Origin of the sequence: Falsiroseomonas tokyonensis (genome assembly GCF_019024325.1) — a bacterium.
In the GTDB taxonomy this organism is placed as follows: Bacteria; Pseudomonadota; Alphaproteobacteria; order Acetobacterales; family Acetobacteraceae; genus Falsiroseomonas; species Falsiroseomonas tokyonensis.
The window spans coordinates 977804-995944 of record NZ_JAFNJS010000001.1 but is presented as its reverse complement, the minus strand read 5'-3'; the positions used below and the strand labels follow the sequence as shown (position 1 = coordinate 995944).

Here is an 18141-nt window from a genome sequence, read left to right as displayed (position 1 = left end):
AGGGTGCATGGATGACCTGATCCTCCGCCTCGGCGTCGCGCTCGCTATCGGCCTGCTGGTGGGGCTGGAGCGCGGCTGGCGGGAGCGGGCGGAAGCGGATGGCCGGCGCACCGCCGGCATCCGCACCCATGGCATTGCCGCTTTGCTCGGCGCCGTCCTCGCCGCGCTGGCCACCAGCCTGCAGGCGCCGCTGGTCCTGGCGCTCGGCTTCCTCGGCTTCGCCCTGGTCTTCGGCTGGTTCCAGGCGCGGGAGGCGATGGCGGAGGACAGCCTGAGCGCCACCAGCGCCATCGTCGGCCTCTGCACCTTCGCCCTCGGCGCCCTGGCGGTGGCGGGGGATCATCGCGCGGCGGCGGCGGGCGGCGCCGCGCTGGCCGCGGTGCTGGCGAGCCGGGAGATGCTGCACGCCGCGCTGCGGCGCCTGAGCTGGGTGGAATTGCGCTCCGCCCTGATGCTGGCGGTGATGACCACCATCATTCTGCCGCTGCTGCCGGACCGCACCATCGACCCCTGGGGCGGGCTCAATCCGCGCGAGATCTGGTTCTTCACGGTCCTGACCGCGACCATCTCCTATCTCGGCTATATCGCGGCCCGCATCCTGGGGCCGCGCCGGGGCGTGCTGGCGGGCGGGCTGCTGGGGGCGGTGGTCTCCTCCACCGCCGTCACCCTGGCCTTTGCCCGCAGCGCGGCGGCGGGGGCGGAAAGCCGGGCGCTGGCCGGGGCGGCCTCGCTGGCCGCCATGGTCTCCGTGCTGCGGGTGACGGGGCTGGTGCTGATCCTGCAGCCCGCGGTGCTGGCCAGCATGGCACCCGCGGCGCTGGCCGCCGCCCTGGTCTTCGCCCTGTGCGGCGGCCTGCTGGTCTGGCGCGGTGGCGAGGCGGCGGCGGCGCCCGGCCCGGACCGCAACCCCTTCGACCTGGGGCCGCTGCTGGTCTTCGCCGCCGGCTTCGCCCTGGTCTCCACCGCCAGCGCGGCGCTGGTCGGCAGCTTCGGCACGGCCAGCCTGCTGGGCAGTTCCGCCCTGTCCGGCGCCTTCGACGTGGATGTCGCGGTGCTCAGCGCGCTGCGGCTGGAGGATGTGCCGCGCTCGGCCATCGGCCAGGCGGTGCTGGCGGCGCTGGCCGCGAATGCGCTGGTGCGGCTGCTGCTGGCCGCCGCCGCCGGGCCGCGCGCCTTCGCCTGGCCGCTGGCCGGCGCCACGCTGGCGGCGCTTCTGCTGGGCGGCGCGGTGGCCTTCGCCCTGCCGGGCTGAACCCGTTCAGCGCGCCGTGATGCGCCCCTCCAGCCGCGCCGGAACGTCGCCCAGCGCCGCCAGATGCGCCGCGAAGGCATCCTCCAACGGCGGGCCTGCGTCATAGGCCTCCAGCGCGGCATCGCGCAGCATGGCGTAGCCATCGCCGCCGCGGCGCAGGAAGTCGTTGGTCGCCACCAAGTAGTCGGCCTCCGCGTCGATCGGGCCGGGACGGCGCGCGGTGGTGATGCGCGCCTCCGCGATGCGCTGCCCGGCCGGCGCCAGCGGGTTCCAGGTGAAGGCGAGGCCCGAAACCTGCGGGAAGCGCCCGCTGCCGGGGTTGGAAACGCCATTCTCCAGCGCCGCCAGCAGCACGGCGCCGCGCAGCCGCGCGGTGGCGAGCGTGTTGGAGAAGGGCAGCGTGGTCAGCACATCGCCCAGCGTGATCTGGCCCGCCGGCAGGCCGGTGCGGATGCCGCCGGCATTGGTCAGGGCACAATCCGCCTGCGGCGCCGCGCGCAGCAGCGCATCCGCCAGCAGATTGCCGATGGCGCATTCGCCGAGCCGGCAGGTGGTATTCTCCAGCCCCCCGGCATTGCGCGCCACCGGCCGGGCGCGGAGTTCCCCGAGCGGCGCGGCGAAGCCCGCGACCAGCCGGGCCGTCGCCGCATCCTCCGGCATCTCGGCGGTGATTTCCTCCGACCCGCCGGCATGCGCGGCCACCCTTCCATCCGCGGCCAGGTCGAGGTCGAGCCGGCCGCGCCAGCGGCCCAGCGCACCGGCCTGCACGATCCGCACCGGCCGGTCCGCGCCATCCGCCAGCTGGGGCGGCGAGACCAGCGTATGCGAATGGCCGCCGACGATGACATCGATGCCCGGCACCGCCGACGCCAGCGCCTGGTCCGCCGACAGGCCGCGATGCGACAGCACGACGATGCTGGCCGGGCCCTGCGCGCGGATCGCCGCGATGGCGCGCGCCACCGCCTCCTCCGCCGCGGTGAAGCGCAGCCTGGGACCGGGGGAAGAGATCTGCGGGATATTCTCCAGCGTCAGCCCGACCACGCCGATGCGCGCGCCGCCGACCGTGAAGACGTGGTAGGGCGCGACCAGCCCAGCCAGCTCCGGCTCCGCCGCCGCATCCAGGTTGGCGGCCAGCAAGGGCACGCCGAGCGCCCGCAGATAGGCGCCGAGCACCGCCGGCCCGCCATTGAAGTCGTGGTTGCCCGGCGCCATGGCCTGCACGCCCCACTGCCGCTGCACCGCGGCCTCCGCCATCCCCTTGTGCAGCGTGTAGAACAGGCTGCCGAGGAACTGGTCCCCCGCATCCAGCGCCAGCACCGCGCGGCCTTCCGCCACCGCCGCCGCACGCGCCGCATGGAAGCCGGCCACAAGCCGCGCCGCTCCGCCGGCGCAGGGCGCGCCCGCGCGGCAGGCGGCGCCGGAGGGCTGCGCCCCCTCATGCCGGCTGTGAAAGTCGTTCAGATGCAGCAGCGTCACACGCGCCGCGGTCTGCGCCGCGGGCGCGCGCAGCGCCGGGGCGGCAAGGGCGAGCGGCAGTGTGGCGAAAAGCCGGCGACCCAGAATGGGGCCCAGGATGGGGTGCTGCGTCATGGCGGCATGCTCCGGTTCGCGCCCCGGATAGCGGATCGGCCCCGCCGCGTCATGCGCATCCTGGTGACAGGTGCAACAGGTGACGGGCGCAACAGGCGCGCGCACGCCGATCTGACCGAAACGACCACACTTCCCGCGCCTGCCCGGGTTGCGGCCCCCTGCGCAGAGGTTGATACCGCCTTCTTGTCGCCACGCCGCCAGCCGAGACTCGCCCGCGGAATGCAGGTCTATCTGCCGATTGCCGAAATGTCGGTCGATGCCCTGCTGCTGCTGGGCATCGGCTTTGGCGTGGGCTGGCTCTCGGGCCTGTTCGGCGTCGGCGGCGGCTTCCTGCTGACGCCGCTGCTGATCCTGATCGGCATTCCCTCGCCCGTCGCCGTCGGCTCCGGCGCCAACCAGACGCTCGGCGCCTCCGTCTCCGGCCTCATCGCGCAGTGGCGGCGCGGCAATGTCGATGTGCGGATGGGCACGGTGCTCATCATCGGAGGCTTCCTCGGTTCGCTCGCCGGCGTGCAGCTGTTCGCCTGGCTGCGCCGCGCGGGGCAGGTCGATCTCGCCGTGGCCATCTTCTACGTCGTCGTGCTGGGCAGCGTCGGCGGGCTGATGGTGCGCGAAAGCCTGACCGCGATCCTGCGCCGCAAGCGGGCGCGGCCGCAGCGGCTGCACGAGCACCTCTGGATGCACGGCCTGCCCTTCAAGATGCGGTTCCGCAAGTCGCGGCTGTACATCTCGGTCATCCCGCCGCTCGGCATCGGCTTCGCCATCGGCGTGCTCTCCGCCGTCATGGGCGTGGGCGGTGGCTTCATGCTGGTGCCGGCGATGATCTACCTGCTCGGCATGCCGACCGCCGTCGTGATCGGCACCTCGCTGTTCCAGGTGGTCTTCGTCACCGCCAATGTCACCTTCCTGCAGGCCATCCAGGTCGGCAGCGTCGATGTCGTGCTGACCCTGCTGCTGCTGGCCGGCGGCGTCTCCGGCGCGCAATTCGGCGCCGCCATGGGCACCAAGCTGCGCGGAGAGGAGATGCGCGCGCTGCTCGGCGCGCTGGTGCTGGCCGTGGCGCTGTCCCTGCTCTGGGACCTGCTGCGGGTGCCGGAGTCGCTCTTCGTTATCGGCCCGGTTCCATGATGCGGGCGGCTTGCCTGCTGCTGCTGCTGCTACTGGGCCTGCCCGCGGCCCGGGCGCAGGAGGCCGCGGCGGTGCCGCCTTCCCTCACCGCCGAACTCTCGGTGCGCCGGGTGGAAGTGACCACCGCCTTCTCCGGCGCCGAGATCCTGGTCTTCGGCGCCACCGAACGCCTGATCGGGCCGGAGGGGGACGAGGTGCTGGTGCTGGTCATCGGGCCCGAGACCTCGATGATGGTGCGCCAGAAGGTCAATGCGATGGGCTTCTGGATCAACGGCCCCTCCGCCCGCTTCAACCGGGTGCCGAGCTACTGGGCCCTGGCCTCCACCCGCCCGCTGACTGCGATGCTGGACCGGGTGGAGCGCGCCGACCTGCGCCTGGCGCTGGACCAGCTGCCGCTGGTGCAGCTCGGCGCGCAGGGGCCCACCTTCCGCAATGCCCTGGCCAATCTGCAGCAGGAGGCCGGGCTGTGGGTGGACCGCGACCGCCCGATCGAGGTCTCGGGCGGCCGGCTGTTCCATGCCCGCCTGCCGCTGCCGGCCACGGTGGCGCATGGGCTGTACCAGGTGCAGGTGATGCTGGTGCGCAACCGCCGCGTGGTGGCGCGGCAGGAGCTGCGGCTGGATGTGGTGCGCACCGGCACCTCCGCCTTCATCGCCGACGTCGCGCGGGAGCAGCCTGTGTTGTATGCCATCGCCTGCATCATCATGGCGGGCCTGGCCGGCTGGATCGGCAGCGTCGTCTTCCGGCGCGGCTGAGGGGCCACCCGTCCCGGCGACTTCTGGGGTATCGAGCATGGGCGAAACGGCGGAAGCGGCGCAGGCGCGACGGGACCGGGTCTTCCTGGTGGTGGTGGATGACAGCCCCGAACGCAGCCTGGCGCTGCGCTACGCGGCGCTGCGGGTGCGCAAATCCGGCGGCCGCGTCGCCCTGCTGCGGGTGATCGAGCCCGCTGGCCAGGTGGAATGGGCCGGCGTCGGCGCCATGCTGGCCGAGGAACGGCGGGAGGAGGCGGAGCGGCTTCTCTCCGGCCTCGCGGCCGAGGTGAACGAGCTGACCGGCGGCCTGCCCATCCTGCTGATCCGGGAGGGCGATCCGCGCGACGAGCTGCTGGCCCTGCTGGCGGAGGATCCGCGCATCTCCATCCTGGTGCTGGCCAGCTCCACCGGCGGCTCCGGCCCCGGCCCGCTGATCCAGGCGCTGACCGGCCGCTACGCCACCAAGCTGCTGGTGCCGATGACCATCGTGCCCGGCGGGATGAGCGATGCGGAGCTGGAGCGGGTGACTTAAATGCTTGCCCTCAAACGGCGGGCGCGCGCTCCGCGCGCTTGCCTTCGCGGCATGAGCCGCGGGCGCCGTTCGGCGCCTCGGCCCGCCTGAAGCGCGGCGGGCCGCCTCTCCTGGGACCGTCGGGACACGCTTCCAACCTCCCCAAAGCCACCGGTTGCAGCAGGCCCTAAAACGGACCACATAGGTCAGGTATCGCCAGCACCGCGGAACTCAGAAGAATGTTCATCGAGACGGAAGCCACGCCGAACCCCGCCACATTGAAGTTCCTGCCGGGCCGCGATGTCATGGCGAGCCGCGGCACCGCGGACTTCACCTCGGCCGAGGACACCGCCGGGCGCAGCCCGCTGGCGGCCCGCATCTTCGCCGTCGGCGACGTCGCCCGCGTCTTCCTCGGCCAGGATTTTGTGACTGTCACCAAGGCTGAGTCTGCCGACTGGCAGATGCTGCGTCCCCGCATTCTCGGCGCCGTCATGGAACACTACCTGGCCGGCCTGCCGGTGATGGAAGGCGAGGACGCCGTCGCGGAGGAGGAGGACTTCGCCGCGGAGGACGAGGAAATCGTCACCCAGATCAAGGAACTGCTCGACACCCGCGTGCGCCCGGCGGTGGCCGGCGACGGCGGCGACATCGTCTTCCGCGGCTTCCGCGAAGGCGTCGTCCGCCTGCATATGCAAGGCGCCTGCGCCGGCTGCCCCTCCTCCCGCGCCACGCTCAAGCACGGGGTCGAGACCATGCTGCGGCACTACGTGCCGGAAGTGGTCCGGGTGGAGCAGGTGGAGGCCTGATCCACCCCGCCGTCCATTGCACCGGCGGATGACGGATATGGCGGCGGGCGATTGGCCCGCCGCGCCAAAGCATCGTATCCCCGCGCCAAGGCCGCCCCGGCGGCGACAACGGAGATTGCGATGACGGACCGCACGACCCTCGACGACCAGGCCCTGGACACCCTGTTCCGCGAGGCCCGCACCGCGAACAAGTGGCAGGACCGCCCGGTTCCGGACAGCAAGATTGAGGAGATCTACAACCTCCTGAAATTCGCGCCCACCTCGGCCAATTCCTCGCCCGCGCGCTTCGTCTTCATCCGCACGCCGGACGCCAAGGCCCGCCTGAAGGAAGCCCTCTCGCCCGGCAACCTCGAAAAGACCATGACGGCGCCCGTCATCGCCATCGTGGCCCACGACACCGCCTTCTACGACAAGCTGCCCTTCCTCTTCCCGCACGCCGACGCACGGTCCTGGTTCGCCGGCAACCCCGCCCTGGCCGAAACCACCGCCTTCCGCAACGGCACCCTGCAAGGCGCCTACCTGATCCTGGCCGCCCGCGCCGCCGGCCTCGACGCCGGCCCGATGAGCGGCTTCGACAACGCCAAGGTCGACGAACTCTTCCTGGCCGGCACCACCTGGAAATCCAACTTCCTGGTCAACCTCGGCTACGGCGACAACACCGGCCTCTTCCCCCGCAGCCCGCGCCTGAGCTTCGATGAGGCGGCCCGGCTGGAATAGGCTGCGCGAGTGGCTCTGCAGGGGGACGCTGTCCCCCATCGGACGCATGCGTCCGATCCCCTGCCAAGGGGCAGTGGCCCCTTGGAACCCTTGAATCATGAGTAGAAATGGAGAGGGGGCCAGCGGTACCGCAGATCATGCGGCAGCCACGGCCCCCTCTCCATTTCTACTCAAAGGTCCTGAGGTCCAGGAGGCCACTGCCTCCTGGCGGGGAGGGTGCGGGAGGGGCAGAGCCCCTCCTGCAAACCACCCAGCGCCGCCTGCCTCCAGCCGCGGCCGGCCTCAGCGCAGGATGAGGAAGGCGAGCATCAGGGTGCCGAGGGCGATGCGGTAGTAGCCGAAGGGGGTGAAGCCGATGCGGGAGATCACGCGCATCAGCCAGCGCACGATCACCAGGGCGACGATGAAGGCGGTGATGAAGCCGATGCTGATCTGGCCGAGGTCGGAGAGGTCGAGGTCGGCGCGGGCCTTGTAGAGGCTGTAGGCTGTGGCGGCGGCCATGGTGGGGATGGCGAGGACGAAGCTGAATTCGGCGGCGGTGCGGCGTTCGACGCCGACGAGGAGGGCGGTGATGATGGTGGCGCCGGAGCGGGAGGTGCCGGGGATCATCGCCAGCGCCTGGCCGAGGCCGATCAGCAGGGCGGCGAGGGGTCCCATCTGGGGGACGGAGTGGATGCTGGGGTTGGGTCGCCAGCGTTCGATGGCGATGATGGCGATGCCGCCCAGGATCAGCGCGAAGCAGACCACCCAGGGGCTGAACAGCAGCCGGGTGATGGTGCCGTGCAGGGTGGCGCCGATGACGGCGGCGGGCAGGAAGGCCAGCAGCAGGTTCTGGGCGTAGAAGCGTTCCGGTCCGGGTTTCCAGGCCAGGGTGGCCAGGCGCCAGAGGGTGGCGCGGAAGACTACCACCACGGCGAGCACGGCGCCGAGCTGGATGCAGATTTCGAAGGTCTTGCCCGGCGGGCCTTGGAAGCCGATCAGCTCGCCGAGGAGGATCAGGTGGCCGGTCGAGGAGATCGGCAGGAATTCGGTCGCGCCTTCGACCACGCCCATGGCCAGGGCGGAGAGCAGTGTCCCGAGATCCATCCGCGCGTCGTCCCTGTTGGTTCGCGCGGGCTATAGGGCAGGCGGCGGCGCGCTGCGATGCGCGCCGCCGTCGGATGGCCTCAAATTTATCAGCGGACCGTCTGGGCGGCCGAGAACGCAAAATTGTCGTAGCTGTTCTCGGCGATGCGGAACCACTGGAACTGCTCGGTGCGGAAGCGGTTGTAGCTTTCCATGATCTTGGCGAAGCGCGGATTGCCGCGGGCCAGGTCGGCGTTCAATTCCTCATTCGCCTTCCAGGCGGCTTCCAGCACCGGGCGCGGCCAGAAGCGCAGCTGGGCGCCGGCGGCGACCAGGCGGCGCAGCGCCTGCGGGTTCAGGAAGTCGTAGCGCGCGACCATCTCGGCATCCGCCTCGCCGCAGGCCACTTCCAGCGCGTGCTTGTACTGGTCCGGCAGGGCGTTCCAGGCGCGCATATTGGACATGAAGTGCAGCCGCGCGCCCGGCTCCCAGAAGCCCGGGGCGTAGTAGAAGCGCGCAACGCGGACGTAGTTCGCGCGCTCATCGTCATGCGGGCCGACGAATTCGGCGGCGTCGATCACGCCGCGCTCCAGCGAGGGGTAGATGTCGGCGGGCGCGATCAGCGTGGGCGCGGCGCCGAGGCGGGTAAACAGCTGGCCGGCCAGGCCCGTGATGCGGAACTTCAGGCCGCGCAGCTGGTCCACCGAGGTGATCTCGTTGCGGAACCAGCCGCCCATCTGCGCGCCGGTGTCGCCGCAGGTGATGCCGTGGATGTTGTACTCGTTGAAGAGCTCCGCCGCGAGCTGGTTGCCGCCGCCATGGCGGAACCAGGAGGTCAGCTGGCGGGTGTTCAGGCCGAAGCACATGGCGGTGAAGGGGGCAAAGCCCGGCTCCTTGCCGATGTAGTAGTAGGAGGCGGTGTGCCCGGCCTCGATGGTGCCGGCCTGGACGGCGTCCAGCACCTGCAGCCCGCCGACGATCTCGCCGGCCGGGAAGGTCTGGATGCGGAACTTGCCCTCGGTCAGCTGGGCGACGCGGGCGGCCACCTTCTCGAAGGTGCCGTAGAGCACGTCGAAGACGCGGGGGAAGGAGGAGGCGGCGCGCCAGCGCACCTCCGGATTGGCCTGGGCCAGGGCGGGCGTGGCGAGGGCGAGGGGCGCGGCCGCGGCGGCGGCGCCCAGCATGGCACGGCGGTTCATGGAACTTCCTCCCGGATGGGCGCGCGGGCCGGCTGCCCGCTTCTGCCGCTAGAATTAAGCGATCCTGCAGCCGCCGGAAAGTGGCGGTTTATTGCGGCGGAAACCTCAGAAGACGAATCCCGCAAGCACCACGCCGGCCGCCACCAGCTGCAGCAGATTGGCCGCGACGGAGAGGCGGTGACCGGTGTCGAAGCCGCGCTGGGCAGTGGTGTCGCCGGCCTTCACGCGGTCCGACAGCGCATTGATGCGCGGCATCAGCATCTGGCGGAGGAAGACGGTGAGGCCCGCGATGGCCGCCATGATGCCCGCATCGATCTTGGACAGCGGGAACAGCGCCACGCAGGCCGCCGCCGAGGTGGCGAGCACCCAGAGGTAGTAGGGCGGGAAGACGCTGCGGATGAAGCGCCCGGCCATGTCGCCGGGCAGCACGCGGAAGACGATGGGCGCGATGAGGGCGGCGAAGAAGGCCATGCCGCCGAACAGCAGCGCCGTGCAGAACAGCGCGATGACGAGCAGGGCGGTCATGGTCAGGCCGCCCTGCTTCCCAAAATCACACCACCCGCTCGGCGAGCATCTTCTTGATGTCACCGATGGCCTGGGCCGGGTTCAGCCCCTTCGGGCAGGTCCGGGTGCAGTTCATGATGGTGTGGCAGCGATACAGCTTGAAGGGATCCTCCAGCGCATCCAGCCGCGCGCCGGTGTGCTCATCGCGGCTGTCCGCGATCCAGCGATAGGCCTGCAGCAGCACGGCCGGGCCCAGGTAGCGGTCGCCGTTCCACCAGTAGCTCGGGCAGGCGGTGGAGCAGCAGAAGCAGAGGATGCATTCCCACAGCCCGTCGAGCTTGGCGCGCTCCTCCTTCGACTGCAGGCGCTCGCCATCCGGCGGCGGGGGGGTGTCGGCCTTCAGCCAGGGCTCCACGCTGCGCAGCTGGGCGTAGATCTGGGACAGGTCGGGCACCAGGTCCTTCACCACCGGCATATGCGGCAGCGGGTGGATGCGGACCTCGGCCTTCACATCCTCGATCGGCTTCAGGCAGGCCAGGGTGTTCAGCCCGTCGATATTCATCGAGCAGGAGCCGCAGATGCCCTCTCGGCAGGAGCGCCGGAAGGTCAGGGTGCTGTCGACCTCGTTCTTGATCTTGATGAGGGCGTCGAGAACCATCGGCCCGCACTTGTCGAGGTCGACGTCGTAGGTGTCGGTGCGCGGGTTCTCGCCGGAATCCGGATCCCAGCGATAGATCTTGAAGGTCCGCACCTTCGTCGCGCCGGCCGGCGCGGGGAAGTGCTTGCCCTTGGTGATGGTCGAGTTGCGCGGCAGCGTGAAGGTGGCCATGGCTCTGATCGGGCTCCTAGTACACGCGCGCCTTGGGCGGGAAGACCTGGACCTCGTTGGTGAGCGTCCGCATCTTCACGTCGCGATAGTCCAGCTTCACGTTCCGCTTGTCGTCCACCCAGGCCAGGGTGTGCTTCATCCAGTTCGCATCGTCGCGCTCGGGGTAGTCCTCATGCGCATGGGCGCCGCGGGATTCCTTGCGGGCCTCGGCGCCCACCACCGTGGTCAGCGCATTGCCGATCAGGTTGTCCAGCTCAAGCGCCTCCACGAGGTCGCTGTTCCAGATCAGGCTGCGGTCGGCGATGCGGATATCCTCGTAGCCCGAGGCGACCTTCGCCATCTTCTCCACGCCTTCCTTCAGCAGTTCGGAAGTGCGGAAGACAGCGGCGTGTTCCTGCATGGTGCGCTGCATCTGCAGGCGGACGTCGGAGACGGAGGAGCCGCCCTTGGCGTTCCGCACCTTGTCGAAGCGCGCCCAGCTGGAGTCGCCGGCGCCTGCGGGCAGCGGCGGCTGGCTGGCGCCGGGCTTGATCGTCTCCGCCGCGCGATGCGCGGCAGCGCGGCCGAAGACCACCAGGTCGAGCAGGCTGTTGGTGCCGAGGCGGTTGGCGCCGTGGACCGAAACGCAGGCCGCCTCGCCCACCGCCATCAGGCCGCGGACCACGCGGTCCTGGTCCTGGCTGGTGGGGTTCAGCACCTCGCAATGGATGTTCGTGGGAATGCCGCCCATGTTGTAGTGCACGGTCGGCAGCATCGGGATGGGCTCCTTCGTCACATCCACGCCCGCGAAGATCTTGGCGGTCTCGGAGATGCCGGGAAGGCGCTCATGCAGCAGGTCGGCACCCAGGTGCTCCAGGTGCAGGTGGATATGGTCCTTCAGCGGGCCGACGCCGCGGCCCTCGCGGATTTCCATCGACATGGCGCGGGAGACGACGTCGCGGGAGGCGAGGTCCTTCGCCGTCGGCGCATAGCGCTCCATGAAGCGCTCGCCCTCGGAATTCGTCAGGTAGCCACCCTCGCCGCGCGCGCCCTCGGTCACCAGGCAGCCGGAGCCGTAGATGCCGGTCGGGTGGAACTGGACGAACTCATTGTCCTGCAGCGGCAGGCCAGCGCGCAGCACCATGCCGCCGCCATCGCCGGTGCAGGTATGGGCGGAGGTGCAGGAGAAATAGGCGCGGCCATAGCCGCCGGTCGCCATCACCACCGTCTGAGCGCGGAAGCGGTGCAGGCTGCCGTCTTCCAGGTTCCAGGCGGTGACGCCGCGGCAGACGCCCTCATCGTCCATGATCAGGTCGAGGGCGATGTATTCGACGAAGAACTCGCAATTGGCCTTCAGCGCCTGCTGGTACAGCGTGTGCAGGATGGCGTGGCCGGTGCGGTCGGCGGCGGCGCAGGCGCGCATAGCCGGCGTCTTGCCGTAGTCCTGCATGTGGCCGCCGAAGGGGCGCTGGTAGATCTTGCCGTCCTCGGTCCGGCTGAAGGGCACGCCGTAGTGCTCCAGCTCGATGATCGCCGGGATCGCCTCGCGGCACATGTATTCGATGGCGTCCTGGTCGCCCAGCCAGTCCGACCCCTTCACGGTGTCGTACATGTGCCAGCGCCAGTCATCCTCGCCCATATTGCCGAGCGCGGCGCCAACGCCGCCCTGCGCGGCGACGGTGTGCGACCGCGTCGGGAAGACCTTGGTGATGCAGGCAGTCTTGAGGCCGGAGGCCCCCATGCCGAAGGTGGCGCGCAGGCCCGCACCGCCTGCGCCGACCACGACCACGTCATAGGTGTGGTCGACGATCCGATAGGCTCCGCCGCCGATTGCGGGCTTGGAGATGGCGTTCATCTGGTCTGCCGTCCATCCGTGTGGCGGGGCGAAATGGCCCGCGCCGGTTAGACCCGAGTTTGGTCCGATACCTCAGACCGCAAGGCGCAAAACGGCCAGGGCGGCCGCCAGCGCCAGCAATGCGCACACCGCCTTCACCGCGAGGATGGAGGCGATCTTCACCCATTCCGGCTTGGCATAGTCTTCCAGCACCACCTGCAGCCCGGCCGCGGTGTGGTGGAAGGTCAGGCCGATCAGCGCCAGCAGCAGCACCGCATTGACCGGGTGCCCGATCCAGGCCGCGGCCTCGAGATGCGTCAGGCCGGCCGAGGTGGCGAGCGAGACGATGAACCAAATCGTCAGCGGCAGCAGCGCCAGCGAGGTGACGCGCTGCATCCACCAGTGATGCGTGCCGGACTTCGCCGAGCCCGAGCCGCGGACGCGGCCGAGCGGGGTGCGCAGCGTGGTGGCGCGTGTCGGTTCCATGGTCTCGCCCCTCACCAGGAGATCAGCAGCGCGAGCCAGGTCAGCGCCGTCAGCACGGCGGTGCCGACCAGCACTATCCGGCCGGATTTGTAGGTGGTCGGGATGTCGTAGCCATAGCCCGCATCCCAGAACAGGTGGCGCACCCCGGCCAGGGTATGGAACCAGGCCGCGGCGGTGACGCCCATCAGCACCAGGATGCCGAGGAAGGAGCCCAGGAACCACTGCACCCAGGCGAAGGCCTCGGGGCCGGAGGCGGCGGCGACCAGCCACCACACCATCAAGGCGGCGCCGGCGGTCCAGGCGATGCCGGTGGCGCGATGCGAGATGGAAAGCGCGCTGGTCATCTGCATCATGTCGTAGACCTGCAGATGCGGCGACAGCGGCCGGCGCACCGGCGTGCCATCGGTACGGCGACCCAGCATGGTCGCGTCGCTTGCGTCGGGAACTGATGACATGCGGTGCCCGCTCCTCATCGCGCGCCTGATTGCGGGGCGCGCGCACACTGTTGACAGGCTTTTATGGTGCAGCGCGCCATAGCGTCAACGCAGGCTGGCAGGAATAGGAGAACAAATCGTGTATGGCGCGCATGATTAGGAATGATATCCTCAGGCCATGCGCCCCCGCGATCCGCCACCCCGCCTGCCCCGCTTCGCCCCGCGCGAGCCCCGCCCCGAGGCGGCTCGCCCGGCGCGGACGACGGTGCTGGACCTGGTGCACAAGCTGCTGACGGCCGGCGCGGCCCTGGCGACGATCCTGCGGGTGCTGTTCTGAAGGCGGGGTTAAGGCCGCAGGGGGCTCAGCCCCCCAGAAGCCCTTGCGCCACCAGTTCCTCCGCAATCTGCACCGCGTTCAGCGCCGCGCCCTTGCGGAGGTTGTCGCTGACGCACCAGAAGGCCAGGCCGTTCGGCACGGTCAGGTCGCGGCGCAGGCGGCTGACATAGACGGCGTCCTCGCCGGCGATCTCGGCCGGCGTCGCATAGCCGCCATCCTCCCGCCGATCGAGCACGATGATGCCCGGCGCCTCCCGCAATGCGGACCAGGCATCGGCCTCGGTGATCGGCTCCTCGAATTCCACATGCACCGCCTCGGCATGGCCGATGAAGACCGGCACGCGCACGCAGGTCGCCATCACCGCGATGTCCGGGCTGAGAATCTTGCGCGTCTCCTCCGCCATCTTCGTCTCCTCCCGGGTCGAGCCATCGGCCAGGAAGTTGTCGATATGCGGGATGACGTTGAAGGCGATCTGCTTGGTGAATTGTTCCGAGGGCGGGGTCTCGTTCACATAGACGCCGCGGGTCTGCGACCAGAGCTCGTCCATCGCCTCCCGCCCCGCGCCGGAGACGGATTGGTAGGTGGAGACCACCACCCGCTTCACCCGCGCCAGGTCATGCAGCGGCTTCAGCGCCACCACCATCTGGATGGTGGAGCAGTTCGGGTTGGCGATGATCCGCCGCTTCCTGAAGCGGGCCAGCGCCTGCGGATTCACCTCCGGCACCACCAGTGGCACGTCGGGGTCCATGCGGAACTGGCTGGTATTGTCGATCACCACGCAGCCGGCCGCCGCCGCCCGCGGCGCATGCACCGCGCTGACCGCCGCGCCGGGCGAGAACAGCGCGATGTCGATGCCCTTGAAGTCGAAGCTGTCGAGCGACTTCACCGTCAGCACCTGGTCGTCGCCGAAGGAGACCTGCTGCCCGGAGGAGCGGCCGGAGGCCAGCGCCACCATGCTGTCCACCGGGAAGCTGCGCTCCGCCAGCGTCTTGAGGATCTCGCGCCCCACCGCCCCGGTGGCGCCGACCACGGCCATCCTGTAGCCCATCTGCCGCTCCTGCCTCATTTTCGCAGGCGGGCTTAGGCGCTTCCGCCCCGGCGCGGCAAGCGCCTGGGCGGATCGCGCCTCGGCTACATGGCCCGGACGGCGCGCAGGAAGCTGTCGGTCTTCTCCCGCAGCTGGGTGGCCTGGTCGGCCAGGGTGCCGCTGTCGTCACGCATCGCCGTGGCGGCGGTGCCGGTGGCCTGGGCCGCGCCGCGCACACCCTCGATCCGCCGCGCCACGGTCTGCGTCGCCTCCGCCACCTGGCCAGCGCTGCGCGCGATCTCCTGCGTCGCGGCGCCCTGCTGTTCCACCGCGGCGGCGATGGCCGTCGCAATCTCGCTGGTGCGTTCCACCGTGCTGCCGATGCCGCGGATGGCCGTCACCGCCTGGGTGGTGGCCGTCTGCATCTGGCTGATCTGGGCCGCGATCTCCTCCGTCGCCTTGGCGGTTTGGCCGGCCAGCGACTTCACCTCGCTCGCCACCACCGCGAAGCCCTTCCCGGCCTCCCCGGCGCGGGCCGCCTCGATCGTCGCGTTCAGCGCCAGCAGATTGGTCTGGCCGGCGATGTCGCCGATCAGCCGGACCACGTCGCCGATGCGCGTCGCCGCCTCGGACAGGCCCTGCACGGTCGCATCCGTGGCGCGCGCCTCCTCCACCGCGCGGCCGGCGACCTGGGCGGCCTCCCCCACCTGGCGGGAGATTTCGCTGACGGAGCTCGCCATCTGCTCGGCGGCCGCGGCCACCGCCTGCACATCGCCCTGCGCCCGGCTGCCCGCCGCGGCCACCGCGGCGGCTTCCTCGCCCGAGGTGGCGGCGGTGCCGGAGAGTGCGATGGCGGATTGCTGCAGCCGTTCCGCCGATTGCGCCACGGCAGTGACGACGGCGCCCACCTCGTTCTCGAAGGTATCGGCCAGGCGCACCTGCTCGGTCGCCAGGGTCCAGGTCAGCATCGCGCCGCTATAGGCGCCGGCGGCGTCGCGGATGGCGGAGACGCGCAGCTCCAGCACCTCCTTCCCCAGGTTGATCCGCGCGCTATGCGGCAGGCGGGACGGGTCGGCCAGCAGCGCCAGCTGCTTCTGCGGGTGCTTGTGGAAGATGTCGATGCTCTGGCCGACCATCTCCTCCGGCGCGCAGGGCAAAAGCTGGCGCAGGCTGCCCATCAGGCGCTGCGATTCGGCGTTCATGTAGGTGATGCGGAAGCCGTCGCGCGGATCCGCGCTCATCACCGCCGAGGGCAGCTGCTCGATCATCTGGCCCTGGGCGAAGGCGCGGTTGACGGTGGCGCGCAGGCCTTCCAGCGCCTCCGCCATCTGGCCGATCTCGTCGCGTCGGCCGCGATCGGGCACCGTCACGCCGGCCTCGCCGGCCGCGATCCGCGCCATGACGGCGGAGAGCCTGCGCATCGGCGCGCCGATGCCGCGGGCCATGGCGAGGGAAGAGAGCAGCAGCACCAGGCCGATGGCGCCGCCGGACCACAGGGCGCCGGACCGCACCAGCTCGGCGCGCTGCATCACCTTCTCGCGCTGCGTCGTGGCCAGGTTAAGTCCGGCCGTGCCCAGCGCCTCCACCGCCTGCTGCAGGGCCTCGCGGGCCGTGGCGACCTGTTCGCGTCGCGCCTTGGTCACCTCCTCCCCGGCATCGAGGATCTTGGCCGCCGCCGCGCCGATGGCCTGGGCGCGTTCGGCCAGGCGGTTCACATCTTCCCGCAGCCGGCCCGGCGCTTCCAGCGAGACCAGGCCGCGGCTGTGCACGCGCGCCTGGGCGATGCCGCGCCGCACCCGGCGCAACTGCGCCTCGTCGCCCGTGGCCAGCAGCCGCTGCACGCCGATGCGCACATCGTTCACCGCGCCATGCACGGTCAGCAGGCGGTGCCGCGCATCATCCTGCTGGTCCGCCGGCAGGTCGAAGCCGAAGCTGGCGGAGACGGCCTCGAACAGCGCGTCGTAATCGGAGGAGAGGGGGAACAATTCCTTGTCGCGCGCCTGGATGATCAGCAGGCGCTGCTGCGCCACCCGCTCCAGCGCCGCGCGATAGACCTCCGCCGCCTGGCCCAGCCGATCCACGGCGGCGGCCATGACAGGCGCGTCGAGGCCGGTGAGCGAGGCGCGGACGGCGCTGACACCCTCGCGGATCGCGGCCTCGATGGCGGCCCAGGCGGGGGCCTGGCCGGCTTCCTCATGGGTCAGCAGCAGGTCGCGCTCCAGCATGGCGACCTCCCGCAGCTGGTCGGCGCCATGCTCCATCCGGTCCATGGAGGTCTGCACGCGGGCGGACACCTGCTGCTCGTCCAGGATGCCGCTGGTTTCCTGCCAGATCACCACGACCAGTCCCAGCAGCAGAAGCAAGGCAAGCACTGCCGAGGCCGCGAGTTTACGGCCGACCGACAAGTCGAGGAGAAAACGCATATTGCAGGCTCCACGGATGGCGAGCCCGCAGTGTCGCAGAGGCGTCTTGCCAGCAGGTGAACGTCCGCGGCCTGGCGGCCGGGCCGGTCAGGCCAGGCGGGGCCGCAGCCCCGCTTGCAGGCAAGGCGGGAGCCGTGGCCCCGCCCGCCGCCCCGGCCTCAGGCCATTACGAGATTGTCCGGCACCTGCTGGCCGACCTCGCGCAGGTAGCGCGCGGCGCCCGGATGGAAGGGCAGGAAGGTGTTCTTGGTCCAGTTCGCCGCCACCGTCTCCGACGCCGCGGAAATCGCCGCCTTGAAGCGGGCATTCTGCGACAGCACGGATTTGGTGATCTCATAGGCCAGGTCATCGGGCAGCGACTTGTGGCCGATGGCGAAGTTGTACATGCCGACGATGCCGAGCGGCCGCTGCTGGGTGCGATAGGTGCCGACCGGCAGCGCGCCGCCGGCCAGCTCCGGGAACTTCGCCGTCAGCTTCGCCACCTCCTCCTGCGTGAAGTCGAGGAAATTCACCTCGGCCTGCACCTCGATCTCGGAGAAGGCCGGCACCGGCACGCCGGAGGCGAAGAGGAAGCTGTCCAGCAGCCCGTCCTGGATCTGCCCGACGAGGTCCGAGGCCGAGCCATAGCGCACGGCGGACGGCGTGATGCCCAGCTCCTGCAGCAGCAGCGGGTAGTAGGTGCCGGGCGTGCCGCCGCGCGGGCCGACGCCGACGCTCTTGCCGTTCAGGTCGGCATGCTTAGTGATGCCGCTGCGCTTCAGTGCGATGCCGTGGAAGGGCGTGTCATACATCGGGAACAGCGCGCGGATATCGCGGAAGCGGTTGCCCTGGGTCCAGGCGCCGTTGCCGTTCCAGGCCTGCAGGGCGACCCCCATGGTCACCATGCCCAGCTCCACCTCCTTGCGGTTCACCAGGATGATGTTCTGGTTCGGGCCCTGCGTCGTGCGATAGGAAATCTGCACGCCGGTCGCTTCCTGCGCGATCTGGCCCCAGGCCGGCCCATACAGCGCATAGGTGCCGCCCGGCGCGGCGGTGCCCATGTTCAGGGCGCGCGGCCAGGCGGCATTGCGCGGCTGGGCCAAGGCGGGGGTGAAGAGCCCGGGCGCGGTGGCACCGAGCACGGTGGCGGCCAGCAGGTTGCGGCGAAGCATGTTTCGTCTCCCTGGGACTGTTTTATTGCTTCCGCTTAAGCCGGGATGGGTTTCGGGGCAAGCGCCCGCGTGCCTGGGAGCTGTCCGGGGCTTGCGCGGACTCGGCGCCAGGCC

At 70.5% G+C, this 18141-nt stretch carries 18 protein-coding genes; 7 read left to right on the top strand and 11 right to left on the bottom strand.

All coding sequences use genetic code 11. From position 1 onward, the window contains the following. Positions 1-7 precede the first annotated feature (7 nt). Positions 8-1252: an MgtC/SapB family protein gene (locus tag J3S20_RS04455; RefSeq protein ID WP_216834970.1), complete on the top strand. Its 1245-nt coding sequence runs from the start codon at positions 8-10 to the stop codon at positions 1250-1252. A gap of 6 nt (positions 1253-1258) precedes the next feature. On the opposite strand, the gene J3S20_RS04450 is transcribed toward J3S20_RS04455, so the two are convergent. Further along, complete coding sequence (locus J3S20_RS04450) at positions 1259-2842, bottom strand: bifunctional metallophosphatase/5'-nucleotidase (RefSeq protein WP_216834969.1); 1584 nt, start codon at positions 2840-2842, stop codon at positions 1259-1261. 219 nt (positions 2843-3061) lie between these two features. On the opposite strand from J3S20_RS04450, the gene J3S20_RS04445 reads away from it, so the two are divergent. The 5 genes from J3S20_RS04445 to J3S20_RS04425 all read left to right on the top strand — a co-directional run bounded on the left by J3S20_RS04445 (position 3062) and on the right by J3S20_RS04425 (position 6759). Beyond that, entirely contained in the window at positions 3062-3970 is a 909-nt protein-coding gene (locus J3S20_RS04445; protein ID WP_216834968.1) for a sulfite exporter TauE/SafE family protein, read from the top strand. After that, positions 3967-4725, top strand: a complete 759-nt coding sequence (locus tag J3S20_RS04440) for a TIGR02186 family protein (RefSeq protein ID WP_216834966.1) — start codon at positions 3967-3969, stop codon at positions 4723-4725. Before J3S20_RS04445 ends, J3S20_RS04440 begins: the two co-directional genes overlap by 4 nt. Positions 4726-4762: 37 nt before the next feature. Then, positions 4763-5257 carry a universal stress protein gene (locus J3S20_RS04435; protein WP_216834964.1) on the top strand — a complete coding sequence of 165 codons (495 nt, stop codon included), beginning with the start codon at positions 4763-4765 and terminating at the stop codon, positions 5255-5257. A gap of 218 nt (positions 5258-5475) precedes the next feature. Continuing rightward, positions 5476-6042: a NifU family protein gene (locus tag J3S20_RS04430; RefSeq protein WP_216834962.1), complete on the top strand. Its 567-nt coding sequence runs from the start codon at positions 5476-5478 to the stop codon at positions 6040-6042. Positions 6043-6162: 120 nt separating this feature from the next. Beyond that, positions 6163-6759, top strand: a complete 597-nt coding sequence (locus J3S20_RS04425; protein WP_216834960.1) for a malonic semialdehyde reductase — start codon at positions 6163-6165, stop codon at positions 6757-6759. Positions 6760-7041: 282 nt separating this feature from the next. Here the strand turns inward: J3S20_RS04425 and J3S20_RS04420 are convergent, their stop codons facing one another. The 7 genes from J3S20_RS04420 to sdhC form a co-directional block, all read right to left on the bottom strand. After that, the gene (locus J3S20_RS04420) at positions 7042-7845 is read right to left on the bottom strand and encodes an undecaprenyl-diphosphate phosphatase (RefSeq protein WP_216834958.1); all 804 of its coding nucleotides are present in this window, start codon (positions 7843-7845) and stop codon (positions 7042-7044) included. 89 nt (positions 7846-7934) lie between these two features. Further along, positions 7935-9023 carry a TRAP transporter substrate-binding protein gene (locus tag J3S20_RS04415; RefSeq protein WP_216834956.1) on the bottom strand — a complete coding sequence of 363 codons (1089 nt, stop codon included), beginning with the start codon at positions 9021-9023 and terminating at the stop codon, positions 7935-7937. Between the two features lie 105 nt (positions 9024-9128). Further along, entirely contained in the window at positions 9129-9548 is a 420-nt protein-coding gene (locus tag J3S20_RS04410; RefSeq protein ID WP_216834954.1) for a DUF4149 domain-containing protein, read from the bottom strand. 25 nt (positions 9549-9573) lie between these two features. Then, a complete protein-coding gene (locus J3S20_RS04405; protein WP_216834952.1) occupies positions 9574-10356 on the bottom strand; it encodes a succinate dehydrogenase iron-sulfur subunit in 783 nt (260 codons plus the stop codon). Between the two features lie 16 nt (positions 10357-10372). Further along, positions 10373-12190, bottom strand: a complete 1818-nt coding sequence (gene sdhA / locus J3S20_RS04400; RefSeq protein WP_216834950.1) for a succinate dehydrogenase flavoprotein subunit — start codon at positions 12188-12190, stop codon at positions 10373-10375. Between the two features lie 72 nt (positions 12191-12262). Further along, complete coding sequence (gene sdhD, locus J3S20_RS04395) at positions 12263-12655, bottom strand: succinate dehydrogenase, hydrophobic membrane anchor protein (protein WP_216834948.1); 393 nt, start codon at positions 12653-12655, stop codon at positions 12263-12265. A gap of 11 nt (positions 12656-12666) precedes the next feature. After that, positions 12667-13110: a succinate dehydrogenase, cytochrome b556 subunit gene (sdhC, locus tag J3S20_RS04390; protein WP_216834946.1), complete on the bottom strand. Its 444-nt coding sequence runs from the start codon at positions 13108-13110 to the stop codon at positions 12667-12669. A gap of 157 nt (positions 13111-13267) precedes the next feature. Between sdhC and J3S20_RS04385 the strand changes: the two genes are divergently transcribed. Beyond that, complete coding sequence (locus tag J3S20_RS04385; RefSeq protein WP_216834944.1) at positions 13268-13426, top strand: hypothetical protein; 159 nt, start codon at positions 13268-13270, stop codon at positions 13424-13426. Between the two features lie 25 nt (positions 13427-13451). Here the strand turns inward: J3S20_RS04385 and J3S20_RS04380 are convergent, their stop codons facing one another. The 3 genes from J3S20_RS04380 to J3S20_RS04370 form a co-directional block, all read right to left on the bottom strand. Beyond that, positions 13452-14474 carry an aspartate-semialdehyde dehydrogenase gene (locus tag J3S20_RS04380; protein WP_216834942.1) on the bottom strand — a complete coding sequence of 341 codons (1023 nt, stop codon included), beginning with the start codon at positions 14472-14474 and terminating at the stop codon, positions 13452-13454. Positions 14475-14557: 83 nt separating this feature from the next. Beyond that, positions 14558-16825 carry a methyl-accepting chemotaxis protein gene (locus J3S20_RS04375; RefSeq protein ID WP_343215150.1) on the bottom strand — a complete coding sequence of 756 codons (2268 nt, stop codon included), beginning with the start codon at positions 16823-16825 and terminating at the stop codon, positions 14558-14560. Between the two features lie 209 nt (positions 16826-17034). Continuing rightward, positions 17035-18027 carry a TAXI family TRAP transporter solute-binding subunit gene (locus J3S20_RS04370; RefSeq protein WP_216834938.1) on the bottom strand — a complete coding sequence of 331 codons (993 nt, stop codon included), beginning with the start codon at positions 18025-18027 and terminating at the stop codon, positions 17035-17037. Positions 18028-18141 lie beyond the last annotated feature (114 nt).